General features: G+C 71.8%; 26 protein-coding genes and 11 pseudogenes. 13 read left to right on the top strand and 24 right to left on the bottom strand.

Annotated features, from left to right (window positions below):
• Positions 1-170 precede the first annotated feature (170 nt).
• Positions 171-785, bottom strand: a complete 615-nt coding sequence (locus ACZ8AI_RS04580; protein WP_464856840.1) for a GtrA family protein — start codon at positions 783-785, stop codon at positions 171-173.
• A gap of 142 nt (positions 786-927) precedes the next feature.
• Here ACZ8AI_RS04580 and ACZ8AI_RS04575 point away from each other — a divergent pair.
• From ACZ8AI_RS04575 to purE, 6 genes and pseudogenes are all read left to right on the top strand, one after another.
• Positions 928-2,060 (top strand): annotated as a pseudogene (locus tag ACZ8AI_RS04575) (5-(carboxyamino)imidazole ribonucleotide synthase).
• A 16-nt stretch (positions 2,061-2,076) separates the two neighbouring features.
• Positions 2,077-2,772 (top strand): annotated as a pseudogene (locus ACZ8AI_RS04570) (glycoside hydrolase family 6 protein); the annotation flags it as partial.
• A gap of 301 nt (positions 2,773-3,073) precedes the next feature.
• Positions 3,074-3,325 (top strand): annotated as a pseudogene (locus ACZ8AI_RS04565) (glycoside hydrolase family 6 protein); the annotation flags it as partial.
• 282 nt (positions 3,326-3,607) lie between these two features.
• Positions 3,608-4,165 carry a hypothetical protein gene (locus ACZ8AI_RS04560; RefSeq protein ID WP_464856838.1) on the top strand — a complete coding sequence of 186 codons (558 nt, stop codon included), beginning with the start codon at positions 3,608-3,610 and terminating at the stop codon, positions 4,163-4,165.
• A complete protein-coding gene (locus tag ACZ8AI_RS04555) occupies positions 4,140-4,349 on the top strand; it encodes a hypothetical protein (protein WP_464856836.1) in 210 nt (69 codons plus the stop codon). The genes ACZ8AI_RS04560 and ACZ8AI_RS04555 overlap by 26 nt, the downstream gene beginning before the upstream one ends.
• Before the next feature lie 700 nt (positions 4,350-5,049).
• Positions 5,050-5,516: pseudogene (gene purE / locus ACZ8AI_RS04550) on the top strand (5-(carboxyamino)imidazole ribonucleotide mutase).
• Positions 5,517-5,738: 222 nt separating this feature from the next.
• Here purE and ACZ8AI_RS04545 read toward each other — a convergent pair.
• Genes ACZ8AI_RS04545 through ACZ8AI_RS04535 form a run of 3 tightly spaced genes read right to left on the bottom strand, consistent with a single transcriptional unit; the run spans position 5,739 to position 7,669 of the window.
• Entirely contained in the window at positions 5,739-7,088 is a 1,350-nt protein-coding gene (locus tag ACZ8AI_RS04545) for a glycosyltransferase (protein WP_464856834.1), read from the bottom strand.
• Positions 7,089-7,118: 30 nt separating this feature from the next.
• The gene (locus ACZ8AI_RS04540) at positions 7,119-7,529 is read right to left on the bottom strand and encodes a hypothetical protein (protein ID WP_464856832.1); all 411 of its coding nucleotides are present in this window, start codon (positions 7,527-7,529) and stop codon (positions 7,119-7,121) included.
• The gene (locus ACZ8AI_RS04535) at positions 7,508-7,669 is read right to left on the bottom strand and encodes a hypothetical protein (RefSeq protein WP_464856830.1); all 162 of its coding nucleotides are present in this window, start codon (positions 7,667-7,669) and stop codon (positions 7,508-7,510) included. Before ACZ8AI_RS04535 ends, ACZ8AI_RS04540 begins: the two co-directional genes overlap by 22 nt.
• A 156-nt stretch (positions 7,670-7,825) precedes the next feature.
• On the opposite strand from ACZ8AI_RS04535, the gene ACZ8AI_RS04530 reads away from it, so the two are divergent.
• A complete protein-coding gene (locus tag ACZ8AI_RS04530; RefSeq protein ID WP_464856828.1) occupies positions 7,826-7,969 on the top strand; it encodes a hypothetical protein in 144 nt (47 codons plus the stop codon).
• 43 nt (positions 7,970-8,012) lie between these two features.
• Here the strand turns inward: ACZ8AI_RS04530 and ACZ8AI_RS04525 are convergent, their stop codons facing one another.
• Positions 8,013-8,156: a hypothetical protein gene (locus ACZ8AI_RS04525; RefSeq protein ID WP_464856826.1), complete on the bottom strand. Its 144-nt coding sequence runs from the start codon at positions 8,154-8,156 to the stop codon at positions 8,013-8,015.
• Positions 8,157-8,164: 8 nt separating this feature from the next.
• Between ACZ8AI_RS04525 and ACZ8AI_RS04520 the strand changes: the two genes are divergently transcribed.
• Both ACZ8AI_RS04520 and ACZ8AI_RS04515 read left to right on the top strand, forming a co-directional pair.
• Positions 8,165-8,620, top strand: a complete 456-nt coding sequence (locus ACZ8AI_RS04520; protein WP_464856824.1) for a hypothetical protein — start codon at positions 8,165-8,167, stop codon at positions 8,618-8,620.
• Positions 8,621-8,627: 7 nt separating this feature from the next.
• The gene (locus ACZ8AI_RS04515) at positions 8,628-9,002 is read left to right on the top strand and encodes a glycosyltransferase (protein WP_464856822.1); all 375 of its coding nucleotides are present in this window, start codon (positions 8,628-8,630) and stop codon (positions 9,000-9,002) included.
• Between the two features lie 255 nt (positions 9,003-9,257).
• On the opposite strand, the gene ACZ8AI_RS04510 is transcribed toward ACZ8AI_RS04515, so the two are convergent.
• The 9 genes and pseudogenes from ACZ8AI_RS04510 to ACZ8AI_RS04470 all read right to left on the bottom strand — a co-directional run bounded on the left by ACZ8AI_RS04510 (position 9,258) and on the right by ACZ8AI_RS04470 (position 17,016).
• Positions 9,258-10,106, bottom strand: a complete 849-nt coding sequence (locus ACZ8AI_RS04510; protein ID WP_464856820.1) for an acyltransferase family protein — start codon at positions 10,104-10,106, stop codon at positions 9,258-9,260.
• Between the two features lie 87 nt (positions 10,107-10,193).
• On the bottom strand, positions 10,194-10,409 hold the full coding sequence (locus ACZ8AI_RS04505) for a hypothetical protein (RefSeq protein WP_464856818.1): 216 nt from the start codon (positions 10,407-10,409) through the stop codon (positions 10,194-10,196).
• Positions 10,410-10,418: 9 nt separating this feature from the next.
• Positions 10,419-10,640, bottom strand: coding sequence for a hypothetical protein (locus tag ACZ8AI_RS04500; protein WP_464856816.1), 222 nt, complete (start codon positions 10,638-10,640; stop codon positions 10,419-10,421).
• 42 nt (positions 10,641-10,682) lie between these two features.
• The gene (locus ACZ8AI_RS04495; RefSeq protein WP_464856814.1) at positions 10,683-11,165 is read right to left on the bottom strand and encodes an NAD-dependent epimerase/dehydratase family protein; all 483 of its coding nucleotides are present in this window, start codon (positions 11,163-11,165) and stop codon (positions 10,683-10,685) included.
• A 211-nt stretch (positions 11,166-11,376) separates the two neighbouring features.
• Positions 11,377-12,223 (bottom strand): annotated as a pseudogene (gene rfbD / locus ACZ8AI_RS04490) (dTDP-4-dehydrorhamnose reductase); the annotation flags it as partial.
• A 315-nt stretch (positions 12,224-12,538) separates the two neighbouring features.
• Positions 12,539-13,065 (bottom strand): annotated as a pseudogene (locus tag ACZ8AI_RS04485) (dTDP-glucose 4,6-dehydratase); the annotation flags it as partial.
• A gap of 223 nt (positions 13,066-13,288) precedes the next feature.
• Entirely contained in the window at positions 13,289-14,140 is an 852-nt protein-coding gene (locus ACZ8AI_RS04480; RefSeq protein WP_464856812.1) for a hypothetical protein, read from the bottom strand.
• Between the two features lie 141 nt (positions 14,141-14,281).
• Positions 14,282-16,315, bottom strand: coding sequence for a hypothetical protein (locus ACZ8AI_RS04475; RefSeq protein ID WP_464856810.1), 2,034 nt, complete (start codon positions 16,313-16,315; stop codon positions 14,282-14,284).
• Positions 16,225-17,016, bottom strand: a complete 792-nt coding sequence (locus tag ACZ8AI_RS04470) for a glycosyltransferase family 2 protein (protein ID WP_464856885.1) — start codon at positions 17,014-17,016, stop codon at positions 16,225-16,227. The genes ACZ8AI_RS04475 and ACZ8AI_RS04470 overlap by 91 nt, the downstream gene beginning before the upstream one ends.
• Before the next feature lie 353 nt (positions 17,017-17,369).
• Between ACZ8AI_RS04470 and ACZ8AI_RS04465 the strand changes: the two are divergent.
• The 4 genes and pseudogenes from ACZ8AI_RS04465 to ACZ8AI_RS04450 all read left to right on the top strand — a co-directional run.
• Positions 17,370-17,894, top strand: a pseudogene (locus tag ACZ8AI_RS04465) (dTDP-4-dehydrorhamnose 3,5-epimerase family protein); the annotation flags it as partial.
• Positions 17,895-17,928: 34 nt separating this feature from the next.
• Positions 17,929-17,985: pseudogene (locus ACZ8AI_RS04460) on the top strand (hypothetical protein); the annotation flags it as partial.
• Positions 17,986-18,128: 143 nt separating this feature from the next.
• Entirely contained in the window at positions 18,129-18,554 is a 426-nt protein-coding gene (locus ACZ8AI_RS04455) for a sugar phosphate nucleotidyltransferase (protein WP_464856883.1), read from the top strand.
• On the top strand, positions 18,551-19,432 hold the full coding sequence (locus tag ACZ8AI_RS04450) for a hypothetical protein (RefSeq protein WP_464856808.1): 882 nt from the start codon (positions 18,551-18,553) through the stop codon (positions 19,430-19,432). Before ACZ8AI_RS04455 ends, ACZ8AI_RS04450 begins: the two co-directional genes overlap by 4 nt.
• A 259-nt stretch (positions 19,433-19,691) precedes the next feature.
• Here ACZ8AI_RS04450 and ACZ8AI_RS04445 read toward each other — a convergent pair whose 3' ends face one another.
• From ACZ8AI_RS04445 to ACZ8AI_RS04400, 10 genes and pseudogenes are all read right to left on the bottom strand, one after another.
• The gene (locus ACZ8AI_RS04445) at positions 19,692-19,859 is read right to left on the bottom strand and encodes a hypothetical protein (protein ID WP_464856806.1); all 168 of its coding nucleotides are present in this window, start codon (positions 19,857-19,859) and stop codon (positions 19,692-19,694) included.
• A 59-nt stretch (positions 19,860-19,918) separates the two neighbouring features.
• Complete coding sequence (locus ACZ8AI_RS04440; RefSeq protein WP_464856804.1) at positions 19,919-20,377, bottom strand: hypothetical protein; 459 nt, start codon at positions 20,375-20,377, stop codon at positions 19,919-19,921.
• Positions 20,378-20,772: 395 nt separating this feature from the next.
• Entirely contained in the window at positions 20,773-21,708 is a 936-nt protein-coding gene (locus ACZ8AI_RS04435; RefSeq protein WP_464856881.1) for a glycosyltransferase, read from the bottom strand.
• Positions 21,705-22,745, bottom strand: coding sequence for a glycosyltransferase family 4 protein (locus tag ACZ8AI_RS04430; RefSeq protein WP_464856802.1), 1,041 nt, complete (start codon positions 22,743-22,745; stop codon positions 21,705-21,707). Before ACZ8AI_RS04430 ends, ACZ8AI_RS04435 begins: the two co-directional genes overlap by 4 nt.
• A gap of 472 nt (positions 22,746-23,217) precedes the next feature.
• Positions 23,218-23,508 (bottom strand): annotated as a pseudogene (locus tag ACZ8AI_RS04425) (glycosyltransferase); the annotation flags it as partial.
• Positions 23,509-23,609: 101 nt separating this feature from the next.
• The gene (locus tag ACZ8AI_RS04420; protein WP_464856878.1) at positions 23,610-24,044 is read right to left on the bottom strand and encodes a glycosyltransferase; all 435 of its coding nucleotides are present in this window, start codon (positions 24,042-24,044) and stop codon (positions 23,610-23,612) included.
• Positions 23,963-24,184 (bottom strand): hypothetical protein, encoded by a 222-nt coding sequence (locus ACZ8AI_RS04415; protein WP_464856876.1) that lies wholly within the window; start codon positions 24,182-24,184, stop codon positions 23,963-23,965. Before ACZ8AI_RS04415 ends, ACZ8AI_RS04420 begins: the two co-directional genes overlap by 82 nt.
• Positions 24,185-24,680: 496 nt before the next feature.
• A pseudogene (locus ACZ8AI_RS04410) lies at positions 24,681-25,193 on the bottom strand (ABC transporter ATP-binding protein); the annotation flags it as partial.
• Positions 25,194-25,402: 209 nt separating this feature from the next.
• A pseudogene (locus ACZ8AI_RS04405) lies at positions 25,403-25,669 on the bottom strand (ABC transporter permease); the annotation flags it as partial.
• Positions 25,666-26,097: an ABC transporter permease gene (locus ACZ8AI_RS04400; protein ID WP_464856800.1), complete on the bottom strand. Its 432-nt coding sequence runs from the start codon at positions 26,095-26,097 to the stop codon at positions 25,666-25,668. The gene ACZ8AI_RS04400 and the pseudogene ACZ8AI_RS04405, both read right to left, overlap by 4 nt.
• Positions 26,098-26,191 lie beyond the last annotated feature (94 nt).

Here is a 26,191-nt window from a genome sequence, read left to right as displayed (position 1 = left end):
TGCTTCGTTCAGTTGCAGATGCCGAGGTGTTTAACCGTTTTCGCATTTATCGTGAAACGCTTTCGCGTTTTTCGTGCGCCGCTTCAGTAGAGGAAGGTGCGCGGGCTCGTCGGGCGCCTGGAACACCGGGACGACGAGCGCCAGGCACAGGCAGAGGCCGAACACCGCCGTCAGGGTGCGACGCCGAGTCCCCTCGCGCCGGGTGACGGCGGGGTGCGGGACGCGGTGCATCGATCGGGCTCCTGGAGTCGGTGGCGCGGGCGTGCCGCTCGGTCCGCGGCCAGACGATGCTGCTGGCCGGAGACCTCGGACACCTCGGTCGTGGCCGGCTCGCGGGGAGCGTCCACCGGCTCGGCCGTGGTGCTGCGCTCCGGGTGGTACACCAGGCCTTGTAGAACCAGAACCGGAAGGCCGTGCCGAGCAGCAGGCCGATGACGTTGCCGGAGACGTTGTCGGCCAGCGCCGACGTCAGCGAGCGCGTAGTGGGGAACGGCGAGGCAGCCGAGCAGGATGACCATGCCGCCGAGCGACACGATGACGAACTCCACGCCCTCGCGGGTGGCGACCGACCGGCGCTGGTCGCGGAACGTCCAGTAGCGGTTGCCCATCCAGTTCACGAAGATCGCGACGACGGTCGAGATCACCTTCGCCCAGAACGGCCCCGAGTGGACGTCGTCGGGGCTGAGGACCGTCGCACGCAGCACGTTGAAGATCACGGTGTCGACGACGAAGCCGACGGCGCCGACCACGCCGAAGCGCGCCAGTTGAGCAATCAGTCGCCGCACGGGTTCTCCATGGTCCGTAGAGTTGTCGCTGGTCGTGCAGTGCACGCCTCGAGCGGTCGCGCGAAGGTGCATTTGAACAGCGATTGTAGACAGGAGCGCTCTCCCCGCACGGTGAGAACGACGGAAGGAACACAGCGTAGCGTTGCGCGTCGGGGTCATCGGTGGAGGGACGGCTGGCACGGATGATGGTGCCCGCCGCGGTGGCGAGCTCGGCCTCGACATCCAGGTGCTGGCCGAGGGGCCGAACATGTCCGCCGCGATCGCGGCCACCGCCGAGGGCGACTACCACCACGACGTCGACACCGTGCTGGCGTTCGCGCGTCAGGTCGACGTGGTCACGTTCGACCACGAGCACGTGCCGCAGGACATCCTCCGCGCCCTCGTCGACGCCGGGGTCGCCGTCCGTCCCGGCCCGGAGGCGCTCGCCGTGGCGCAGGACAAGATCACCATGCGCACCCGGCTGTCCGAGCTGGGGCTGCCCGTGCCGGACTGGGCCGCCGTGCAGGACCCCGACGAACTGCAAGCGTTCCTCGACGACCACGGCGGCCGCGCCGTCGTGAACTGCGCGGCGGCTACGACGGCAAGGGCGTCCGCGTCGTCACCGACCCGGCCGACGTCGCCGACTGGTTCATCGCCGTCGCCGAGGCGGGCGGCGGGCTGAAGCGCTCCTCGCCGAGGAACTCGTGCCCTTCACCCGCGAGCTCGCGCAGTCCGTCGCTCGGCGCCCCTCCGGCGAGGTCTCGATGGCCTGGCCGCTCGTCGAGACCGTGCAGCGCGACGGCGTCTGCGCCGAGGTCTTCGCACCCGCGCGGACAGCGCCGGACGACTGGCCGACACCGCCGAGGACATCGCGGTCCGCATCGCGGCCGAGCTCGGGGTCACCGGGGTGCTCGCGGTCGAGCTCTTCCAGACCGACGACGAGCGCATCCTCATCAACGAGCTCGCCATGCGCCCGCACAACACCGAGCACTGGACCATCGACGGCGCGACCAAGGCCAGTTCGAGCAGCACCTCCGCGCGGTGCTCGACCTGCCGCTCGGTGCGACCGGCGGGCACGCCCCGGCGGCCGTCATGGTCAACGTCCTCGGCCCGGCGGACGGCGACCTGGCCGCCCGCTACCCGAGGGCGCTCGAGGCCTTCCCCGAGGCGAAGTACCACTTCTGCAGCAGAGCCCCGCGTCCCGGCCGGAAGATCGGTCACGTGACGGTCCTGGGCGACGACCTCGACGACGTCACCTACCGGGCACGGTCCGCCGCGGCGCACTTCGACGACTGACGCGTCGCTGGCGGACGTGGCCGGTGACAGCCTGGAGGCGCGTGACGGGCCCGCCACGCGCCTCGGGCCAAGTCTCGGTCGCCCCCAGGGCCGCCTGACCGTCCGCCGGTCGGCCCGCCGTTCGTCCTGCCATTCCGCCGAACGGCGGGCACCCGGTCGGGTGGCGCGATCCTGGCGTGTGTACGGAGCCACCGAGCACGTGCTCCCATGGACCGGTCGGGGGACCGTCCGCACGGGGAGCAGCACATGCGCCGCGCACCGCGCCGCACCACGACCACCACCGCCATCGGCACGGCCAGCACTCTCGCGCTCGCCGCTGGTGTCCTCACGCCCATCGCCGCCAGCGCGGCGACCACCGCCACCACCATGCGCGCCGCGTCGTCCGCGACGCTGTACGCCGCCGGCCCGTACCGATCCGGACACCAGCGAGGCCGCGAAGCAGGTGACCGCGCTGGCGACCAGCGACCCGGCCGGCGCCGCCGCGGCGAAGACCATCGCGCAGTACCCGGTGGCGACCTGGCTCGGCGACTGGACCCAGGGCACGACCCTGACCAAGACGATCGACGCCGCCGTCGCCGGGGCCGAGCGCACCGGCACCACGCCGGTGTTCGTGACCTACGCCATCCCGCACCGCGACTGCGGCGAACACTCCGCCGGCGGGTTCGACGAGACGACCTACGACAACGCGTGGGTCGACCAGATCGTGGCACGCCTCGCGGAGCACCGAGGCCGCGGTGGTCGTCGAGCCGGACTCCCTCGCGATGCTCAGCAACGCGGCGTGCAACGACACCCTCGACGCGCAGCACCGGATCCTGTCCCGCGAGGTCGCCGCGTTCGCCGCCGGCGGGATCCCGCGTACCTCGACGCCGGGAACTCGAACTGGGTGCAGCCGGCGCTGATGGCCTCCCGGCTGAACAGCGCCGGCGTCCAGCAGGCACGCGGCTTCTTCACGAACGTCGCGAACTACTACCTCGACCGCACAGGAGCAGGCGTACGCCGAGAAGGTCTCCGCGGCGACGGGCGGTTCGCACTACGTCATCGACACCTCGCGGAACGGGCAGGGGTGGCGCGGGACCTGGTGCAACGGGCCGGGGTCCGGGCTCGGCACCTCGCCGCGGACCGTGTCCGACGGCACCGGCCACCGACGCGCTGCTCTGGGTGAAGACGCCGGGCGCGAGCGACGGCACGTGCAACGGCGGGCCGGCGGCGGGCAAGTGGTAGTCGTCGTTCGCGCAGGCACTGGTGGCGAACGCTCGACTCGGTAACGCCGGTCGCTGCGGCGCCGGCGGTACCGGTCGCGGCCCCGGCCGCGTCGGCGTCGGCGACGCCTGCGCCGAAGCCCGACTGCGACCGCTGCGCCGAAGCCGACCGCTGCGCCGAAGCCGTCGGCGACCGCGTCGCCGAAGCCGCCCGTGAAGGCGCCCGCCGTGGCACCGACCGTGCACTTCGAGTCGGTGGCGTCCGCGGCAGCACACGGGGCGTGACGGTGCGCGGGTGGGCCTTCGACCGAGACGACCTGCCGGAAGCCGGTCACCGTCCGGGTGACCGTGGCCGGCAAGACCGTCGGCACCTTCGCGGCGAACGGCCTCCGCCCCGACGTCGACCGCGTCTACCGCGCCGGTCGGAACCACGGCCTCGCCGCCGGCCACCGTGCCCGTGCCGAGCGGCAAGCGGAGCGTCTGCTTGACCGCGGCCGGCATCGGCGCCGGCGGGAACGCGTCGATGGGGTGCAAGACGGTCACGGTGCGCTGACCCGGGCGTCCACCGGCGCGCGGGGCGTGCGGGAGGATGGCTGCATGCCGCGTCATTCTCCTCCGCCGTGCTGCCGGTCGACTCCGACGTGCCGTCCAGCGGTGGCGGGACGACCAGCCGTGCCCGCACCCGCACCGAGCCCCGGCACCCGTCCTCGGGTACGCGGTGGCCGGCGCCGACGGGGCACACCCGGCGTCCGCCCACGTGCGGCGGTCGTCCGACGGATCGACCACCTGGCGCGGAGCGGGACGGCCGAGGTCCGGCAGGTCGATCCCACCGCGTTCGTCGACGGCAGCGACGCGACCGACTACGCGCGCCGCGATCCTCGTGCAGCGCGACATCCTGCCGCGTGACCTGGTCGCACCGTCCTCGCCGCCACCGCGGCCTCCCGGGGCATCCGCGTCGCGGCCGAGGTCGACGACGACTTCTTCACGCGACTCCGGCCGCGACCGCCTTTCGGCCCGGGCCGAGTACGACCCCGACCGGCTCGCCTCGATCGACGCCCTCGGTGCAGGGCGCCGACCTTCGTGGTCGTGAGTACCGAGGAGCTCGCTGCCGGTGGTCCGTCCGATCGCCCGCCGGGTCGTCGTCGTGCCGAACGCCCTCGACCCGACGATCTGGACGCCGGCGGAGCCCGCCGACGACGACGAGCGTCCCGCGGACGAGCACCGCGTCCTGTACATGGGGACGCTCACGCACGGCGCCGACCTCGGCACTGCTCCGCGACGTGTTCACCGACCTCACCGATGCCGACGGGGTCCCGGATACCCTCGAGGTCATCGGCGTCACCGAGGACCCCGACGAGCCGAACTGGTACCGCCGGGTCGAGGTGCCGGACGGCCACTACCCGGCGTTCGCGCGCTGGCTCGTCGACCACCGGGAGCGCTGGCGTGCCGGTGTCGCACCGCTCCGCGACGAGGAGTTCAACCGGGCGAAGAGCGACCTCAAGGCCATCGAGTACACCGCGCTCGGGCGCATGCTGCCGGCCGTGGTGTCCGACCGTCCCTCGTACCGCGTGGCTCGTGAGCACGGCGTCGTCGCGGTGCCCGACGACGTCGTCGCCTGGCAGGACGCCGTCCGCGCGGCCGTGGCCTCCGGGACCGCCGATCCGACCGCGGCGGAGTGGGTACTCGAGCGTGATCGGCCACGACGGGGACGCCTGGCGGTCCGTGCTGCTCGGCTAGGCTCGTGCCGTGACCGACACCGCAGCCCCCGTCAGCCGCTCGTCTCGATCATCATGGGGTCGGACTCCGACTGGCCGACCGTGCCGCGGCCGAGATGCTCACCGAGCTGGGCATCCCGTTCGAGGCGGACGTCGTCTCGGCCCACCGCACCCCGGACAAGATGACCCGGTTCGCGCGCACGGCCTGCGGGCATGCGCGGCATCCGTGTCGTGATCGCCGGTGCCGGTGGCGCGGCGCACCTTGCCGGCATGGTGGCGTCGATGACGACGCTGCCGGTGATCCAGGTCCCCGTGCAGCTCGCACGGCTCGACAGCCTCGACTCACTGCTCTCGATCGTGCAGATGCCGGCCGGCATCCCGGTCGCGACGATGGCGATCAACGGCGCCGCGGGCGCCGGACTATGCCGGCGCAGATCATCGGCTCGTCCGACACCGGTGTCGCGGCGCAGCTGGCCGAGTACGCCGAGGGCTCGAGCAGCTTCGTCGAGGAGAAGGCCCAGCGCCTGCGCGACTCGCTCTGAGCGGTGCGGGCTGAGCAGTGTGAGCTTCGCGGTGCGGGCTGCGCCGGTCAGAGGTCGGCGTGCAGCTGCCAGGTCTCGGCGGCCGAGTCCTTCCAGTCGAACATCCGCGCCCGGTCGGTCCGGCGACCGCCAGCTGCCCGGCGAGCAACGGGTCGTTGACGACCTGGTAGACCGCCTGCGCCAGGCGCTCGGGGTAGGAGTCACGCGGATCACGTGCCACCGTCACGCCAGCGTCCGAGGCCACTTCGCGCACGGCTTCGTCGTCGGAGTGGATGACCGGGGTGCCAGCTCATCCGCCTCGATCACGGGCAGGCCGAACCCCTCGGCGAGGCTCGGGAACACGAACACCGTCGCGCGGTCGTACGCCACCGCGAGGTCCGCGTCGTCGATCCGGCCGAGGACCTTCACCCGGTCGCGGGCCAGGCCGGCGCGCTCGGCGAGTTGCCGTACGTCGACGTCGCCCCACCCGTCCGGACCGGAGATCACGAGCGGGATGTCGGCCGGTGCGTCCGGGTGTGCCATCGCCTCGATGAGGTAGGTCAGCCCCTTCCGCGGCTCGAGCGTGCCGACGGCGAGCACGTACCGCTCCGGCAACCCGAGTCGCTCGGCACGCAGGTCGGCGTCGACGGGGATCGGAGTCGACCGCTCGGTGCGCCCCCGATGACCAGGCCGGTCGTCGAAGCGGTGGATCTGGTTGAGGGCGCCGGCGACCGCGTGGGTCGGCACGACGACGGCGTCGGCGTGCTTCCACGCACCCGCTTGATCATCGCGCGGTGGAACTGCACCCCGCGCGCGGTCAGGGTCTCCGGGTTGGTCCACGGGACGGTGTCGTGCACGGTGACGACGGTCTGCCGACCGGGGTCGCTGAAGCGGTCGTGCTTGACGAGCGGCGCGAGGACGCTCGGCGAGTGCACCATGCCCTTGCCGACGCCGCCGACGAACCCGCCCTGCCAGGCGAGCAGGCTCGCGGCGAGAGGTGCGAGGCGGTCGAGGTCGGACAGCCCGGGCAGGAGCGTCCGGATGTGGGCGAGCTCGTCCTTGCCGACGGCGGACACGATGCCGGCCACGTCGCACCCCGCCGGAGCGTTGTCGATCAGGTGCCGCGTGAGTTCCTCCGCGTAGCGACCGATGCCACCCAGGACCGGGGCGACGACCTGGTCGACGACGACGTGTGAGGTCATGCGGTGCGCCTCCTCGTGGTGCTGCCGTGCGCACGGCTCGGTCGGAGCCGACCATATCAGCCCGCACGGGGAGGAACGGGGCGCTCGCCGTGGCGGTCGCGCGACGGTGTCGTGCGGCCAGGACGGCCCCGACGCCGGCCAGGACGACGTCGCCGATGGTCATGAACACCCGGCTGATGACAGCGAGGGCGAGGGGAGCGGAGCCACCGGCCACGCTGCCGAGGAGCAGCACGAGGATGCCCTCGCGCGGGCCGATGCCGGCGGGGGCGATGACCACCAGGAAGCCGACGAGCCAGGCCACCGCGTACGCACCGACGGCGGCCGGGAACAGCGCGGGCGAGTCGGCACCGAAGGCCCGCAGCACGACCGAGGCCTGCACGCCGTAGGCCACCCCACATCACCAGGGACCAGACGAGCGACATCACGGTGCCCGACCACGTGAGCGTCGTGTCCTGCGGCAGGCGGCGGAGCACCCGGAACGCGATCGCGATGAGACGGCCGAGCACGGGCGGGGTGGGGAACACCAGGCCGACCACGATGACGAGGATGAGCCACCCAGGAGCATGGCGAACCCGGTGGAGAAACCGAGCAGGACGGCGACGATGCCGACGAATGCCGCTGTGACCATGCTCACGAGCATCGACGCGAGGGCGGCGACGGCACTGCCGGTGCGCTGCAACCCGTGCGCCCGGCCCAGCTCGGCCTGGGCGGCGATCGACCAGACGCCGCCGGGGATGTACTTGCCGAGCTGGCCGACGAAGAAGGTCGAGGCCGCAGCGGCGATCCGGACGCGGTACCCGCTCGCCGCCATCATCGCCCGCCAGGACAGCATGTTGGCGACCAGGGCGACGATGGCATGGTGACCCGACGACTGACGGTCACGGCGTCGAGGCTGGCGAAGTCGTGGACGATCTTGTCCCACTGCTTCGCGACGCTCCAGACCAGGAACGCGACGGCCACGATCGCCGCCACCCACTTCACCGCGGTGAGCACACGGGCGCGTCGACCGGTGGTCGGCGCGGCGCCCGTGGCGGCGTCGGCGGAGGTGTCGAGCGGGTCGAGGCCCCGCGGCCGACCCCGTAGGCTGTTGTGCGTCCATCGACCGACAACTCCTGGGGAGCGCGCTGGATGCGACCCGATCCGGACCTGCGTCCGACCCTGCTCGTCGCCGCGTCGACCTTCCCGGCCGAGGCCGGTGACGGCCTGGGGTTCGTGCTCGACCTCGCGACCGCGCTCTCGGACAGTACCGCGTCGTCGTCGTCGCCCCGATGACCAAGTGCCGCGCACCAGCGCATCGGCACGTCGAGGTCCGCCGCTACGGGTACTTCCCGGCCCGCTGGCGCGACCTCGCCGACGGCGCGATCGTCGACAACCTCAAGGCGAAGCGCTCCCGCTGGCTGCAGGTCCCGTTCTTCTTCGTCTCGATGGCAGCCGCGCTCGCCGCGGCGTCGCCGCTCACGGCCCGACGTGGCGCTGCTCCACTGGATCATCCCGCAGGGCTTCGTCGGCCAACTCGTCCTCGGCGACCTGCCGCGCGTCGTCACCACGCTGGGTGGCGACCTCTACGCCCTGCGCAACCCGCTCCTCCAGGCCGTGAAGCAGTCCGTGATCCGCAGCGCGGCGTCGGTCACCTGCATGAGCACCGACATGGCGCGGGAGCTCGGCAAGCTCCGGGGCCCGCGACGACCAGGTGCACGTGGTGCCGATGGGCGTCGACCTCGACCCGATCACCCGCGCGGTCGAGCGCGAGTCCCGGAGTGCCCGGCCGAGGTGCTGTTCGTCGGGCGGCTCGTCGAGAAGAAGGGCGCGATCGTCCTCATCGACGCCCTCGACCGGATGACTGACCAAGCCCCACCGAGGTCGCGGTCGTCGGCGACGGGCCGCTCCATCCGCAGCTCGAGGCGCGTGCCGGTTCCGCGGTGACGCGTTCTTGGGCGCCCGCGGCCAGGAGACCCTCGCGTCCGAGTACGCCAAGGCCGCCATCGCCCTGTACCCGTCCGTCCCGGCCGCGAACGGCGACCGTGACGGCCTGCCGATCGCCCTGCTCGAGGCGATGTCCGCCGGATGCGCGATCGTCGCCTCCGCCGTGCCCGGCATCGTCGACGTGGTCGAGGACGGCGTGAACAGCCTGCTCGTCGCGCCCGGCGACGCCGACGCGCTGGCCGCGGCGATCGGCCGCCTGCTCGCGGACCCCGCCTGGCCGAGCGGCTCGGTCGTGCCGCCGCCGAGAGCGGCTGCCGCCCACACCGTCGACGCCGTCGCCGACCCGGTACCGCACCCTGCTCACCGCAGCGCGCGCCGGTAGAAGGGCGCCGGCCGCGCCGTCGGGGGAGCAGGAATCGTCGGGTCGCGTTGAGCCGACTCCTCCGTCGAGGGAGCAGGAATCGTCGGGTCGCGTTGCCGCACCGACGATTGCTGTCCCCTCGACGCGGTGGCGGGACCACGGGGCCACTGGGCGACCGAACGGCGACCGAACGGCGGCCTGGAGGCGCGTGGCGGCGCCGCCACGCGCCTCCAGGCCCGCGGACGCGCACCACCAGAGCCGCTGTCGAACCCGCGATCAGGCCGCGCGGCGGTCGTCGTCGGGGAGACGTGCGTCGTCGCCGGCAGGCGCCGGCGTGCCGCCCACGCGTCCGCGGCGAGTCGTGATGGTCCGAGCGACCCGCTTCGCCAACCGGTGCGCCGGCAGCTCGACCAGCCGGGCGAAGAGGCGGCCACCACCACCGCGATCGGGATCGCGATGAACGGCGTGAGCCACGGCAACGACGTCGGCAGCAGGTAGGCGACCGACACCGTGATCGGCTCGTGCACCAGGTACAGACTGAACGAGAGCCGACCGAGCGCACGGGGGACCGGCCCGAGCATCACCCGTTCGGCCGGGAGCCACTTGCCGCACAGCAGGACGATGAGGCCAGCCGAGGCGATGACCACGATCGGGACGTGGATGCCCACGAGCGAGGCGCGGGATCCACCACTCGAAGGTGATGCCGAGCACCGCGAGCACCGCGAGGACCCAGCCCGGGCCGCGTCGGATCTCGGGGATTCGCTCCCAGCCGGCGGCGAGGGCGCAGCCGAGGAGGAACATCGGCAGGTACATCAGCCAGTCCTCGCGGTACTGCCGGCCGAGCGCCGAGAGCACGAGCGCGGCGATCGCGGTGAGCCACCACACGCGGTGCGTCGCCTTCGCGATCAGCACGAAGAGCGGCAGCAGGAGGGAGAACGCGACCTCCCACGTCAGGGACCACAGCGGGCTGTTGAGTCGCGTCGGCGCGACCAGGGTGAGGTCGCCGAGCAGACCGCCGGCGGTGAGCGGTTCGACGTGCCGGAGCAGCCACCCCGAGGCGCCGGGCTCCGACGTGCGGGGGACGAGCAAGAACAGTGCCAGCGCCAGCCCGATCGACGCGATCACCGGGATGTAGAGCCAGCAGTCGGCTCGGGTAGTAGGCGATCCAGTCCTGGGCGCGACGGAGCGCGGGCAGCGTCAGCACGAAGCCGCTCAGCACGAAGAAGACGAAGACCGCTTCGCCCCGGCCCAGAAGAGGTGCAGGGGCGTGTCGACCAGCCACACGCGGTTCGCCGGGATCAGCTGGCCGTTGTTGCCGTCGGACAGGGTCGGCACCACGAGGAGTCCGTGGTGGATCAGGACGACGGCAGCGGCGACGCCACGGAGCCCGTCCAACGACCCGATGCGGCCCGCGGGGCGATCACGCATGCGGCGATCCTACTGCTCGGGGCTGGTGGTTCCGGTGGGGACGTGGGTCGCGCGGATGGCGTCCACGGTCGTCGCCACACCTTGCCGGAAGGGCACGAAGGCACGGTCGCCGACCTGGGGCAGGACGGTGGAGCGCATCCGGAGGTCGAGGCCCTGGAAGGTGGCGGAGGGGTCGGCGCCCTCGCGGATGTCGAGCGCGGTGCCGAGGGCGTGCTCGACCGCGTCGATCACGTCGGCGATGGTGGCGGGGGCTGGCCGGAGGCGAGGATCTCGTCACGGTGGTGCCGGTGCGCGACCTGCATCGTGCTCGACGAGGTCGAGGGTCGTCAGCACCATGTCCACCGCGTCGTCGATGTACAGGTAGTCACGGGTGGTCGACATCGGCACGTAGATCGACGACGGTCGGCCCTCGAGGTGCGCGAGGGTCAGCTGCGAGACGAGCCCCTGCGGCTTGCGGAGGTTCGCCCCGGGGCCGTACAGGTTCGAGATTCGACCGACGACGAGCCGTGCGCCGGTGGCGTCCGCCCAGTCGCGGAACTGCGCCTCGGCGGCGAGCCTGGCGTGGCCGTAGGGGGCCAGCGGTGCGGGTTCGGTGCGCTCGTCGAAGGGGGGTTCCGCGCTGCCGGCGTAGACCGCGCCGGCGGAGGACGCGAAGAAGACGGTGCCCGGACTCGCGGCGTCGTCACGGGTGGCGTCGAGGACCCGTGCGAGCAGCTGCTGCTCCTCGTCGAAGACCTCGGCGCCGGTCGCGACCACGCCCGTGCCCGCGCACCAGAGGATCCGCCAGGGCTCCGGACCGGACCGGACCGCACGGACCGCGTCGACGAGCGCGGCGACCGCGGCGTCCTGGTCGGCCCACGGCACCCGCGCGGCGACCGGCTCGATGCCGGCTGCCGTCAGGGTCCGGTGGATGGCCCCGCTTGCCGAAGCCCCCGGCGCCGACCACCAGCGTGACGGGGGTCGTCACGCTGAAGACCCCGGCGGCCGTCGCCGCGTACAGTGCCTCGCGCCAGTCGCGCATCGGGGCGAGACCCGCACGTGACCACGCGTCGTGACCCAGCACGCTGTAGGCGGGACGGGGAGCCGGCCGGACGAAGGCCGCGCTGTCGGTCGGGAGCACCCGTTCGGGGTCGAGACCGTTCTCGGAGAAGATGGCGCGGGTGAAGTCGTACCAGGACCCCTGCCCGCTGTTCGTCCCGTGGTAGATGCCGGCCGGGGCGTCGCCGTCCACGAGCTCGACGATGCGCGCCGCCAGGTCCCCGGTCCAGGTGGGCTGCCCGACCTGGTCCGTGACGACGCTCACGGTGTCGTGCGTCGCCGCGAGTCGGAGCATCGTGGCCGCGAATTCGGCCCGTGCGCCCCGTAGATCCACGCGGTGCGGACGATGTACGACGAGTCCGGGGCGATTTCGCGCACCAGGGCCTCGCCCGCTGCCTTGCTCCGCCCGTAGGCGTTGAGCGGGTCGGTCGGGGCGTCCTCGGCGTAGGGCGCGGTGCCGTTGCCGTCGAAGACGTAGTCCGTCGAGATCGTCACGAGCTTGGCGCCGTGCCGGACCGCGGCCTCGGCGAGCAGCGCCGGACCGGTCGCGTTGACCGCGTGGGCGGTCTCCTCGTTCGTCTCCGCGTCGTCCACCTTCGTGTAGGCGGCGGAGTTGATCACGACGTCGTGCCCGGCCACCGCCGCGTCCACGGCGGCCGGGTCGGTGATGTCGAGCTCGGCACCAGGGAGCGCGCCGTGACGTCGCGGTCGGCGAGGGCCTGCTGCAGGTCGCGGCCGAGCATGCCGGCGGCGCCGGTGATGAGGTACCGGGTCATGGTGTCGCTTCCGTGTCGGTGGTGGCGGCCGGCTCGGGACAGCGCGGCGCGCTCCTTGAGGGCTCCCACCACGAGCGGTTGTCGCGGTACCACTGGACGACGTCCGCGAGGCCCTGCTCGAACGGCACCTGCGGCTCGTAGCCGAGCTCGGCCTGGATCTTCGAGATGTCGACCGAGTACCGGAGGTCGGTGCCCGAGACGGTCGGCGACGCGGTCGACGTACGACCAGTCCTTGCCGGTCGCGTCGAGGAGGAACTGCGTGAGCTCCTTGTTCGTCAGCTCGGTGCCGCCGCCGATGTTGTAGATCTCGCCGGCGCGACCGCGGGTCAGGACCATCGCGATGCCACGGGTGTGGTCGTCCACGTGCAGCCAGTCACGGATGTTGTTGCCCTCGCCGTAGAGCGGGACGTGCACGTCGTCGATCAGGTTGGTGACGAAGAGCGGGATGACCTTCTCGGGAAGTGGTACGGCCCGTAGTTGTTCGAGCAGCGCGTGATCGAGAGGTTCATCCCGTGGGTGCGGTGGTAGCTGCGGGCGAGCAGGTCGCTGCCGGCCTTCGACGCCGAGTACGGCGAGTTCGGCTCGAGCGGGCGCTCCTCGTCCCACGAGCCCTCGCTGATCGAGCCGTAGACCTCGTCGGTGGAGACGTGGACGAACCGCTCGGTGCCGTGGCGGAGCGCGGCGTCGAGCAGGCGCTGCGTGCCGACGACGTTGGTCTCGACGAAGATGCCGGAGTCGCGGACCGAGCGGTCGACGTGGGACTCGGCGGCGAAGTGGACGATCGCGTCGATGCCGGGGACGACCTCGTCGAGCTTCTCGGCGTCGCGGATGTCGCCCTGCACGATGGTGTAGCGCGGGAGTCGGCCACCGGCGCGAGGTTCTCGAGGTTGCCCGAGCGGTCAGTGCGTCGTACACGACGACCTCGGCGCCCTCGAGCCCGGGGTACGCGTCCTGCAGGTGCGTCGGACGAAGTTCGAGCCGATGAAGCCGGCTCCGCCGGTGACGAGGATCTTCACGAGGGTCTGGTTCCTTTTCGGAGTCGGGACGGTGGATCGATTGACGATACTAGGTGGTCGCTCGCCGACGCAGCCGACGGCGTCGGCCGAGCACCGTGACGGCGATGCACGTCAGCACGGCGAGCACGACGGTCGCCCCGGAGAGCAGGTACCGGTGCGGGCCCCGGCACGGCGTACTGCAAGCGCGACGGTGTGCTCGCCCGCGGGGACCCGCACGGCGGCGCCGGCGTCGTCCGCGGCGACGAGGTCGGTGCGCTCCCCGTCGACCGTCGCGGTCCAGCCGGGCCGCTGGAGCGAGTCGGCGACGACGACCCAGCCGCCCGCCGTGGCGTCGACCTTCGCGACCGTTCGGTTCGGGTCGTCGCCCTACAGCGTGATCCGCGCCGTGCCGTCCGGGTCGGCCGTGTGGCTCGACGGAGCACTGAGCACGACGGTGGAGTCCGGCAGCGACTGGTCGGCGAGGGCACGGACGCGGGCGGTCCCGGTGCGCTCGACCACCTGGTCGGATGCCCAGCGCACCCGGGGCAGGGCGTCGCTGCGCTCGTAGATCGTGGCGTCGCCGGTGTGCACGACCGGAGACGCCGGCGCCGGACACGGGCCGGGTGATGCTCATCAAGGCGTCGCCGGCGTCGTCCGTGCCGATCGGCACGAGCTTGTCCTGCCCGGTGACGCTGAGGCGGACGTGCCACGACGTGGAGTCCGGGATGTCCGAGCCCTCGAGCGCGACGTTCCGCGGGCCGCCCAGGCCGGGCACCCAGCTCGAGGTCGAAGCGAGGGTCTTCCCGGAGCCGTCCGCGACGACCTCGACCCGGAGGGTCATGCCCTCGGGTGAGGTCGTGGGCGCCGGCGGCCCGGTGAACGTGATGCCGTTGACGGGCCCGGTGTGGCTGGCCGAGTCCACCGACGGGTTCGCGGCCGTCAGGTCGGACCACTTCGTCTGGGCCGCACCCGGCTCGGCCGTGCCGGCGAGGAGCGGACGGGTCGGCGACGAGGTACCTGGTGCTGAGCCGGTCGAGGATCCCCGACGTGGCGAGCGACGGCATCAGGTTCGGCTCGAAGGACAGGTAGGTGGCCGTCGGGTACGTGTCGGGATCGACGGCGCGCATGAGCGTCTTCCACTCGCTCGTCTGGAACGCGTGGCCCGTCGTCTCGCGGATCTGCCAGTAGGACGACGACCCGGGGAGCATCGCACTGCCGGTGGTGGCGTAGCGGTCCTGGTCGGAGACGTGCTGCTCCAGGTAGTCGATCGCGGGGGTGGTCGGGTAGAAGGTCGAGGTCGACGCGATCGGCCACCAGGGAGCGTGACCACGACGGCCGGGGCCGCGACGAGCACGACGACACCGACCGAGGCGATCGTCGCCACCACACGTGACCGGATCACCCAGACGACCACGACGAGCGCGACCGAGAGGAGGCCGAGGACGCCTACCAGCAGGATCTCGAGCTTGGTCCGGTGGACGTACTGCTCGGTGATCGGCGGGATGGCCAGCAGCGTCTGCAACCCGACGCCGACGGCGACGAACAGCACGGCTGCGATCGCCAGCACGCGGCCGGTGCGGCGGAGCGGACCGGCGGACCGGAAGCGGGCGAGTTCGTCGCGGAGGTTCTCGGGCGCACGAGGCGACCGAAGCCGACGCCGGCCATCGCGGCGGCGAGGAACGATCACGACGACGCGGGCGCGCCCGATCGGGTTCGTGTCGAAGACCGGCAGCTCGCGGACGGCGGAGAGCACGGGCCCGCCCAGGTAGACGATGACGACGGCGAGGGCGAGCATCGAGGCGACGATGGCCACGACGCCCTGCGTCCGGCGCGTACGGTTCCGCACCGCCGGCCGGATGGGCACGGCCGCCGCGTATGAGCACCAGGCCGCGATCCCGAGGTAGGAGTACTCCTCGACCGGGTTGCGGATGCCCCAGGCAGGGCCGGTGCTCTGCACGAACGAGATGTCCGGCACCCAGGCGCTGACGAGCGGTAGGGTGCCGAGGCCGTTCAGGCCGCTCTGCCCGCAGCCGCTGAAGTCGACGAGACTCGTGGCGTTGATCGCGAACGGGACGAGCTGCCACGCGGACAGCAGCAACCTCGAAGACGATGCCACCCACGGCGATCGCGGCGCTCGAGGTACGCCGGAGCCCACCGACGGTGCGCGACGATCGTGCGCACCAGGAAGAACAGGCCGCCGATGAACAGCGCGTAGCCGACGATCGCCGGGAACCGCCGAGCAGCATCGACGCCAGGGGGACGCCGACGGCGATGACGTCACGGGCCCGGAGCTCGACAGCCGCGCGGTCGATGGCCCAGAACAGCAGCGGGATGAACGCGGCGACGCGGGTCTGCGGCCAGTTCGACCAGGCGACCATGAAGCCGGATGACGAGGTAGACGAGGGCGGCGATCGCCCAGCCGGCACGCGGCACGCCCCAGCGGCGGAGCAGCAGCGACATGCCGACGGTGACGACGACGATCTCGAGCAGCTTCACCACGCCCGGGCGCGTACGCCAACGGCAGGATCCACCAGGGGGAGGCGACAGCGGCGACCAGGCGCCGGAGTCGGGGATGCCGCCGAGCTCCGCGCCGCCGGCGGCGTACGGGTTCCATGCGGCGAAGACGCCCTCGTGGGACAGTCGGGTGAGCAGGGGGGTCTGTGGTGCGACGGTGTCGATCGTGTCGCTGTTGAGGATGTTGGTCGAGTTCGTCATTCGACCAGAACGACTCGCCCCACGGCGTGTAGCGGCTGAGGAGCCCGGTGTTCAGGAAGGTGCCGTGCCCGACGAGCGCCGGGCCGATCGTCCAGACGACGAACGCGGCGAGCCCCGCCCACGCGGCGATCTCCACCCAGCTGCCCGGACGGCGCAGCCAGAGCGCGAAGCGGGTCCGCCGGTCGAGCACTGACGCGTCGCGCTCAGTCGCCATACCGCTGCAACTGCGCAGGTCGAGCTGTTCCTCGGCGAGGGTGCGGTTCAACCGGGTCAGGTCCGCGACGACACCGATCACGATGGCGAGCACCGCGGTGATGAGCAGGACCACCCCCAGGATGATCGACTGCAGGTGGTTGCCGCCGGTCTGCATCGCGAGGAGCACGAGGTAGCGGACGAGGGCCAGAGCCCGAGGACGCCCAGCACGGCTGCCGCGACCCACAGGAAGAGCGCCATCGGCCGGGTGCATGGGAGGTACACCCGGGCGATCGCCGAGCCGGACTGGAACATGTGCGCCAGATGTTCTTGAACAGTCGGGACTGCGCGGTCTTCGGGTTCGTCGTGATCGGGATCGACGCGATCGCCAGCCGCTTGTACCCGGCCTGCACGATCGATCTCCATGCAGTAGCTGAAGCGTGTGACGATGTTCAGACGGATCAGCGAGTACTTCGAGTAGGCGCGGAAGCCGCTCGCCGCGTCGGGGAGGTCCGAGGCCCGCGGCGCGGGAGGCGCCACCCAGGAGCCGAACCGCTGGCTATGAGCTTCTTGAACCCGGAGAAGCTCGATCGTCCAGGTCTGCCGGTCGCCGATGACGATCTCCGCTTCCTTGCGGAGGATCGGCTGCACGAGTTCGGCGATCTGCGACTGGGGGTACTGGTTGTCACCGTCGGTGTTCACGACGATGTCGGCGCCGTGCAGCAGCGCGTAGTCCACGCCGTACGGAAGGAGCGCGCGGCGCCCATGTTCGTCGTGTGGTGCACGAAGTGCTTGACGCCGTCCCTTGGCGACCTCGACCGTGCGGTCGGTGCTGCCGTCGTTGATCACCAGGATCTCGATCTCGTCGATGCCGTCGATCTGGCGGGGGATCGAGTCGATGACGCTGGCGAGGGTGTTCTCCTCGTTGAGGCAGGGGATCTGGACGAATATCTTCTACGGGTCGCGGTGTCTCGTTTCAGGGAGTCGGCACGTGCTCGAAACCAGGACAGCCTATGCGACGAGGGTGTCCGGCAACCCCGCACGTCCTCCGTGTCGCTCCCGAAGTGTGGTGTACCACCCGGCTTGCTAGGCTGCTCCGGTGCAGATCCGCGAACTGAAGATCCCCGGGCGCGTGGGAGTTCACGCCCGTCCAGCACGGCGCACGCACGAGGAGCATTCCTCGAGGCGTACCGGGCCGACGTCCTCGAGGAGACCGTCGGTCACCCCTTAGGACCTCAACGAGCATGGACATGTCGATCTCGTCGGCCGGTGTCGCCCGCGGGATCCACTACGCCCTCGTCGCGCCGAGCCAGGCCAAGTACGTGACCGCCGTCCGTGGCGCGTTCATCGACTACATCGTCGACATCCGCGTCGGTTCGCCGACGTTCGGGCAATGGGACTCGGTCCGGATCGACGACGTCGACCGCAAGGCCGTGTACCTGTCCGAGGGTCTCGGTCACGCGATCGTCGCGCTCGAGGACCAGTCGACCGTCAACTACCTCGTCAGCGCGCACTACGACCCCGAGCGCGAGAAGGGGATCCACGATCCTCGACCCGACCGTCGGGCTGACGCTGCCGGACGGCATCGGCGAGTCCGCATGCTCTCCGAGAAGGACACCACAGCTCCGACGCTCGAGGAAGCCGCGGCCGCGGGTCTCCTGCCGACCTACGAGGAAGCGGTGGCCTACACTGAGTCTCCTCCGCACGAAGAAGTAAAGGGGAACACCGTGAAGGGCATCATCCTCGCCGGGGGTTCCGGCACCCGCCTCTGGCCGATCACCAAGGGCATCAGCAAGCAGCTTCATGCCGATCTACGACAAGCCGATGGTCTACTACCCGCTGTCGACGCTCACGATGGCCGGCATCCGCGAGGTCCTCGTCATCACGACGCCGGAGTACAACGACTTCGTTCCGCGCCCTGCTCGGCGACGGCTCGTCCCTCGGCATGGACATCCAGTACGCGGTGCAGCCGAGCCCGGACGGCCTCGCTGCAGGCGTTCGTCATGGTCGGCGAGGACTTCATCGGCGACGACAGCGTCGCGCTCTGTCCTCGGCGACAACATCTTCCACGGCACCGGCCTCGGCAACGAACCTCCGGAAGAACACCGAGGTCGACGGGCGGCGCGACGATCTTCGCGTACCACGTGGCCGACCCGAAGGCGTACGGCGTGGTCGAGTTCGACGACGCCTTCACCGCGGTCTCCATCGAGGAGAAGCCGGCCGAGCCGAAGTCGAAGACTACGCCGTCCCCGGCCTGTACTTCTACCGACAACAAGGTCATCGAGATCGCGAAGACGATGAGCGAGCGCCCGCGGAGAGCTCGAGATCTCGACCGTGAGCGAGCACTACCTCGAGGCGGGCGAGCTCGGTGTGCAGGTCCTCGGACCGCGGGACCGCCTGGCTCGACACCGGCACGTTCGAGTCGATGATGCAGGCGTCCGGGTACGTGAAGGTCATCGAGGACCGTCAGGGCTTCAAGATCGGCTGCATCGAGGAGATCGCCTGGCGCAACGGCTGGATCCACGACGCGAAGCTCGCCGATCTCGCCGCACCGCTCGTCAAGGGCGGCTACGGCGTCTACCGCCGCAGCGACTGCTCGCCGTCTGACGTCGGCCCGGCCGGTCCTCGCATGGCACTCTTCCGTCGCCGCCGACCGGATTCGGCGGTCTCCGGCCTGGAGGCCCGTCCCGCGTCGGTGACGCCGGCCCACCCCGAGCGCGTGGTCGGCTGGGACGGCGCGCTGCCGGCACTCGACCGGTCGGTGGACGGTGCTGCTGGTGAGCCGGTCCGACCGGTACGACGCGCTGCCGTCGATGGTCACCGCGGCCTGGCCGGCGTTCGGCCCTCGGCGGACGTCCGCGCGGTCGGCTACGTCGCCGATGCGTCGCCGGTCGGCGAGCAGGCGCGGGGGATCCCCTGGGTCCGCTCGGAGCCGGTCGACGGCATCGGCTCGGCGATCAACGCCGAGGTCGCCGACGGGCGTGGGGCGCGTGCTCCTGGTGGTCGACTCGACGGTCTGGGTGACCGACCAGGACCTGCAGTGTCCTGGCACAGGCCGGCGGGGACGGCGTGGCCAAGGCCCGCATCCGGATGTCCGACGGTTCGCAGCGGGACGGCGTGCGGCTGCTGCGCCCGAGAGCGCTTCCCTGGTCCGACGACGGGTCTACGAGCCCGGTCCGCAGCCAGGCGGACGACCGCGAGGGCTTCCCGCTCGCCGTGGTGCCGGTCTTCGCAGCGGACCAGCCGGCCGTCTCGGTGCCGGGCGCTTCCCTGGTGCCGGCACCGTGCCTCCCGGACGAGCGGATGACCCTGACCAGCCGGACCCGCGCGATCCGCCGACCGCGACGGCCGACCCGTGCGCGCGGTGTGGTCGCTGACCCGCTCGACGGAGGCCGGCCGGACGGTCGACGCCGCAACGGTCGATGCGTTCTCGGTCTGGCGCGATCGAGCGCCGGACGGCCGCGACGGCGCGGTCACCGCCGGACCCCCGCTGCCCCCGTGGGGTGCGCGACCGGTCCGACCGGCGCCCCGACCACGGTCCGACGACGACCGGATGTCCTGGTCGGTCAAGATCGCCCTGCCCCGGCCGGGCCGAGGGCGACGGGTGGGGCGACGTGCACTTCGCCACCGAGCTCGCTGGCGCGCTCGAGGGCCTCGGTCAGCAGGTCCGGGTCGACCGGCGTGATGCGCACGTCCGGGACGACGACGTCGCGGACGACGTCACGCTCGACCATCCGGGGGCTCGACTGCGCGATGCCGCCGAACCCCGCGTCGGTGAACCTGCTCTGGGTGATCAGCCATCCCGACGACGTTCTCGGACACCGAGCCCGGTCAGTTCGACGCCGCGTTCCGCAGCGGGTCCGGTGTGGGCTGCGAGACGCCGCCCGTGCCGGGGTGCCGGTGCGGACGCTGCTGCAGGCGACCGACCTCGCGGTGTTCCACCCCGGTTCCGCAGCGACACGACCGAGGACGCCGGTCGGGTGGTGTTCGTCGAGGTCGACACGGGAGCGGCGCGTCCGGTGGTGTCGGACACGGTGCACTCGGCGCGGACCTGCGGGTGCACGGCCCTGGCGCAGGACGAGGTCGTGCCCGCCGTCATGCTCGGGGAGCCGTCGTTGTCGCGGGCCGAGGTCGCGGCGGAGGTACCGTCAGCCCGCGTGGTCCTCAACGACCACTGGCCGGACATGGCGGCGGGGGGCTTCGTGTCGAACCCGGTGTTCGACGTACTGGCGTCCGGTGGGGTCGTCGTCACGGACGAGGTCGCCGGTCTCGGGGACGTGCTCGACGTCCCGACGCTTGCCGTCGCCCGGTCGCGGGACGACCTGGGCTCGTCCTGCTCGACCCGGCGCACGCGTGGCCGTCGCCCGCGCAGCGCCGCGCGGTCGCTGCCGGGATCGCCGCCGAGCATTCGTTCGACGCCCGTGCGCGCGTGCTGCTCGACGCAGCCCGTGCCGAGCGCGCACGCCTGCGCCGCTGACCCGCGCGGCGTCTCCGCGCGGCTCATCCCGCAACGCGCAACGTTGTTGGCTGCGCGCAGGTGCTCATACCGCTGCGGAGCAACCGCCACACTTGCGTTTTGCGGGAAGGCGACGGCGTCCGAGCCGATCTCTTTCGCAAAACGCAACGTTGGCGGCTGCGCGCAGAGGGCTATACCGCTGCGGGCAACCGCCACAGTTGCGTTTTGCGGGGACGGCGGGACGGCGGGGCAGGACGCGCGCTACTAGCGGGTGACCCAGCGCGCGCGGACGGCCAGGCCGACGCGCAGCACGACGCGGAGCGGCCGCAGCGCACACCACGCCCGGTACTTCCGCGACAAGGAACCGGTAGGCGCTCCGGTGGTGCTCGATCTCCATGCGGCGCCGGTTCGACGACGTCGAGTGCGCTCCGGTGTGCGTCACGACCGACGTCGGCACGTACACGTTCTGCCCGACCGGCCCGACCGACGCGCTGCCCGAGGTCGACGTCCTCGAAGTACATGAAGTACGACTCGTCGAAGCCCCTGAGCTGCCGGAACAGGTCGGTGCGGATGAGGAAGCACGCCCCGGCAGCCAGCCGGCCTCGCGCTCGACGACCTGCGTGAGGTCGACCAGTACCGGCTGACTCCACGGGTTCGCCGGCCAGGAAGCGCGAGAACGCCGCGTGGCCGAGGCCGGTGCGCAGCGAGGGGAGCCGCCGGGCGGACGGGTAGGTCTCACCCTGCTCATCGAGGATCCGCGGGCCGAACGACCCACCGTCGGGCAGCCGGTCGGCCGCGGCGACGAGCTCGTCGATGGACCCCGGTTCGAGCACCACGTCGGGGTTCGTGACGAGCAGGAACTCCGGGCGCACGTCGGGCAGCGGGACGTCGTCGAGCGCGGCGAGGGCGGCATCGATGCCGCCGCCGTAGCCGCGGTTCCCGCCCGAGGACACCACGACGGCACCGTAGGACTCGCCGATGGCGCGGAGCGCGTCGATGTCGGTGGAACCGTTGTCGGCGATCACGACCGCGACCGGGGACGCCGATGCGGCCTCGACGCTCGCGAGGAACGGCCGGATCGTCTCACCCGTGTTGTACGTGACCGTCAGGACGGCGACCCGGATCACCGTGCGCTCCTGGCGACCGACTCGTACGCGGCGACGTGCACGGCGGCGGTCGCATCCCACGTGAAGTCCTCGGCGCGACGGAGGCGCTGCGGCCGGTGCGTCGCGACGAGGGCGGGGTCGTCGAGCAGCGAAGCGATCGCGGCGGCGAGGTCCCCGGCGGAGGGCTCGGAGTAGACCGCCGCGTCGCCACCGACCTCGGGCAGCGAGAGCCGGCGGGTGGTCAGCACGCACGCGCCCGTGGCCATCGCCTCGACCACGGGCAGGCCGAAGCCCTCGCCGAGGGACGGGTACACGACGAACTCGGCACCACCGAGGAAGCCGGACAGGTCCTCGAGCGGCAGGTAGCCGGCCTCGACGACGTGGTCGGCGTCCTGCAGGGCGTCGAGTCGCTCGATCGCGTCGTCGTCCCAGCCGCGGGCGCCGGAGAGCACGAGCCACGGCGTGGGGGAGCCGGTGGCGTCGCGGGCACCCCGGACGGCGGCGTACGCGTCGAGCAGGGCCGTGACGTTCTTGCGCGGCTCGATCGTGCCGAGGAACGCGATCCACGACGCGTCGTCCGGCAGGCCGGCGGCGATCCGGGCGTCCTCGACCTCGGCGGTGGACGGCTCGTGGAAGCGGGTGCGGTCGACGCCGAGCGGAGCGACCCGGACGTCGGCGCGGATGCCGCTGACCACGCGGGCGGCCTCGGTCGACGTCGCCGCACTCGGCACGATCACGACGGGACGGGTCCGGAGCGACCGGCGGCTCCACCAGGTGAAGAACGTGCGCTTGAGGCGGGAGTGCCACTCCGGGTTCGAGAAGAACGTGGCGTCGTGGAGCGTGACCACCGAACCCCGTCGCCAGGTGAACGGGAACGTGTAGTGCGGCGAGTGCAGGACCGCGGCGCCCAGCCGGCGGCCGAGTGCCGGCAACCCGGTCTGCTCCCACAGGAAGCGCAGTGGCACCGAGTCGGTCCACGACGGCGCGGTGTGCACGGTGGCGTGTGGTGCGACCGCGCGGAAGTGGTCGGCGTGCACCGGGCGGACGACGAGGTGCACGTCGAGCGCGGGCCCCGTCAGGTGCGCACGACCCCCTCGACGTAGCGGCCGACGCCGCCGAGGTTCTCCGGTACCGCGGTCCCGTCGATGAGGACGGTGAGCTGCGGCACGCGGGGTTCCTTCCGTGCGGGGACGCCGCGGCCGGAACCGTCGACGGGGAGTGACCAGGATAGCGCCCGACCCGCTCATGCGCCGGGTTCCACCGCTCCGCGCGGGACGGACGCGACCCGCTGCTGCCGGACGCGGCGCGCGAGGTGCGCGGGGAGGTGTCCGACCACGTCGGCCAGTGCTGCCAGGACGAGCCGCGCCTCCCGTCGGGTGGACCGCCGGCCAACCCCCGGAGGCCGCGCGCGAGCGTGCGGACGGCGGCGCGGAGCACCGTCGGCCACGGCGCGTGCCAGAGCGCGACGACGAGTCGGTTGCGGGCGTTGCGGAAGACGAAGAGGTCGCTCCGGACGCCGGACGACGCGGAGTGGTCGTGCACGACCACTGCGTCGGCGGCGTACTCGACCCGCCAGCCGCGCCGGCGGAGGCGCCAGGCGAGCTCGGTGTCCTCGTAGTACATGAAGAGCGATTCGTCGAGGAGCCCGACGTCGTCGAGGGCGGCGCGTCGGATCGCGGCGGCACCGCCGGAGAAGCCGAAGACGGCCGTGTCGGCGACCCGATTGGCCGGCGCGAACCAGTCGCGGTCGGACCCGTTGCCGGCCCGGTCGACGCGGACACCGGTCGAGTTGAGTCGAACCTCGCCGTCCGGCGACGGCACCCACAGGTGGCCGTCGTGGTCCCGCAGGGCGCGCTCGTCGGGTGCTGCGGCGGCACCGGCCGGGAGGCGCGTCCAGCGCCCGGCGAGCACGATGCGGCTCGTCACCGCAGCGACGGCCGCGGGGCGGCGGCGAGGTGGTCGCGGAGGGCCGCGACGAACCCCGGAGCGGGCTCGGCGTCGTTGTTCAGGAGGACCACGAGGTCGGCGTCCGTGTGCCGGATGCCCGCGTTCGCCCCGACGGCGAACCCGCCGTTCGTGCCGAGCGCGAGGACCGTCGCCTCCGGCAGGTCGCGGCGGAGCACCGCGACCGAGTCGTCGTCGGAGCCGTTGTCGACGACGACCACATGGTCGGCCGCGCCGTCGTCGAGGACGGCGCGCACCGCACGCGTGGTGAGGTCGGCGCGGTTCCAGTTGACGACGACGACCGCTGTGCGGAGGTCGTCGCCGGACGGCGTCAGTCGAGCTCCTCGATGGAGGGCTTGGCGTAGACGCTGCCGACGGCGTCGCCGAACGAGGGGACCTCGAACGAGTCGCACTCCGGCAGGTCGTGGAGGTGCCGACCGGCGGAGTCCATCATCGACACGTTGATGAAGTACTTGCCGGTGCCGAAGTTCGTGTCCGCGATCCGGAGTCGGAGCTTCCGTCGACCGTGCAGGGGCTCGAGGTGGATCCCCATGATGCCGGTGGTGGTGCCGTAGACGACCTGGCCGGCGGTGTTGTTGATCTGCACCGCGGCCTCCCCAGTCGGCGACGCCGTCGAGGTGCTCGAACTCCATGTCCACGATGAGGTCGTCGCCGGGGACGACCTGGTCGCGGTGCTGCTTGCCGTCGGCGTGCACGGAGGCGCCGAGCACGGTGCCGCGCCCGACGGCGACGTCCGCGCTGAGCTCGCCGGAGCGGCGCTCCTCGAGCACGTCGCGGAACTTGCTGACCGCCTCGACCGCGTCGCCGTCGTGCAGGACCTTGCCCTTGTTGAGCAGGACCACACGGTCGCACATCTCCTGCACCTGGCTGAGGGAGTGCGTGACGATGATGATCGTCTTCCCCTGCTCTTGGAAGGAGCGGATGCGGTCGAGGCACTTGCGCTGGAAGGCCTCGTCGCCGACGGCGAGCACCTCGTCGACCAGGAGCACGTCGGGGTCGGTGTGCACGGCCACCGCGAAGGCGAGCCGCACGTACATGCCGGATGAGTAGAACTTCACCTGGGTGTCGATGAAGTCGCCGATGCCGGAGAACGCGAGGATGTCGTCGAAGCGCTCCTCGGTCTCCTTGCGGCTCAGGCCGAGCAGGGCCGCGTTCAGGAACACGTTCTCGCGGCCGGACAGGTCCGGGTGGAAGCCGGCGCCGAGCTCGAGCAGGGCGGCCAGGCGACCGCGACGCGCGACGGTGCCGGACGTCGGCTGGATGATCCCGCCGATGGCCTTGAGCAGCGTGGACTTGCCCGAACCATTCTGGCCGATGAGACCGACGGTGGTGCCGGCCTGGATCGACACGGTGACGTCGTCGAGTGCCCAGAAGTCCTGGCGGTGCTTCCGGCCGGCGCGACCGAGCGTGACGATGCGCTCACGGATCGTGTTGTCCTTGCGCACGACGAAGCGCTTGCGGACGTGGTCGATGACGATGACGTCGGGACGCTCGGCGGTGGCGCCGGACGTCGACGGGGCGACGGGGGTGCTGATGGCCATGGTCTAGAGCTCCTGCGCGAAGTTGCCCTGCAGGCGGGAGAAGACCCGCTCGCCCCGAGCAGGCAGAAGAGCCCGATCACGAAGGCGATGCCGAGACGGAGCATGAGGTGGTCGGGGTAGACCACCTTCGTCGGGTCGTGGAGCCAGATCGCGTTCTGCAGGCCGAGAACGGACAGGGTCAGCGGGTTGTTCGTGTACACGGTCAGGAGCCAGCCCACCTTGAGGTTCGCGAGCACCATCGAGTACGAGTACACGATCGGCGACGCCCAGAGCAGGACCATCAGACCGACGTCGATGACGAACTGCACGTCCCGCAGGTACACGTTGAGCGCACTGAGCACGAGTCCGATCGCCGCGCCGTAGACCAGGATCACCAGCAGCGACGGGATGAGGTACACCAGCCCCCCGTGCCAGGGGAACGCCCCGAGCACGACGGTGAAGACCAGCAGGATGGCGAACTGTATGGCGAAGTTCACCAGGGCGGCGCCGACGCTCGCGAGCGGAAGACCTCGCGCGGGACGTAGACCTTCTTGATCAATCCGCTGCTGCCGACGATCGAGCTGGTGGACCCCGCCACGATCTCGCTGAACAGCGCGTAGGCGCTCAGGCCGGTGAAGACGTAGATGGCGAAGTTGTCGATGCCGTGGGCGGCGCCGAGCACCTTGCCGATCACGAAGTAGTAGATGAGCAGCTGGGTCAGCGGACGGACCAGCGTCCACACGAACCCGAGCGCCGAGTCCTTGTAGCGCGCCTTGAGGTCGCGGCGGATGAGCATGCCGAGCATCTCGCGCTGCCGGAAGACGTCGCGCAGCTCTCGCCAGGTTCCTCGGATGGCACTCGTCGGAGCGCCGATCACGACGAGGGGCTCCTTCGCGAGCGCCGCCATGCGGGCTTGATCGACCATGTGTCTCTTCGTTCGTGGGGGCAGGACCGGAACAGCATACTCACCGGGCATCCGGGCACGCCTGGGCGACCCGGCAGTCCGGCCAACGCCGCGC

The organism is Curtobacterium sp. AC273, from assembly GCF_979253735.1.
Note: the sequence above shows the minus strand (reverse complement) of the source record. Positions and strands in the feature narration are given on the sequence as shown.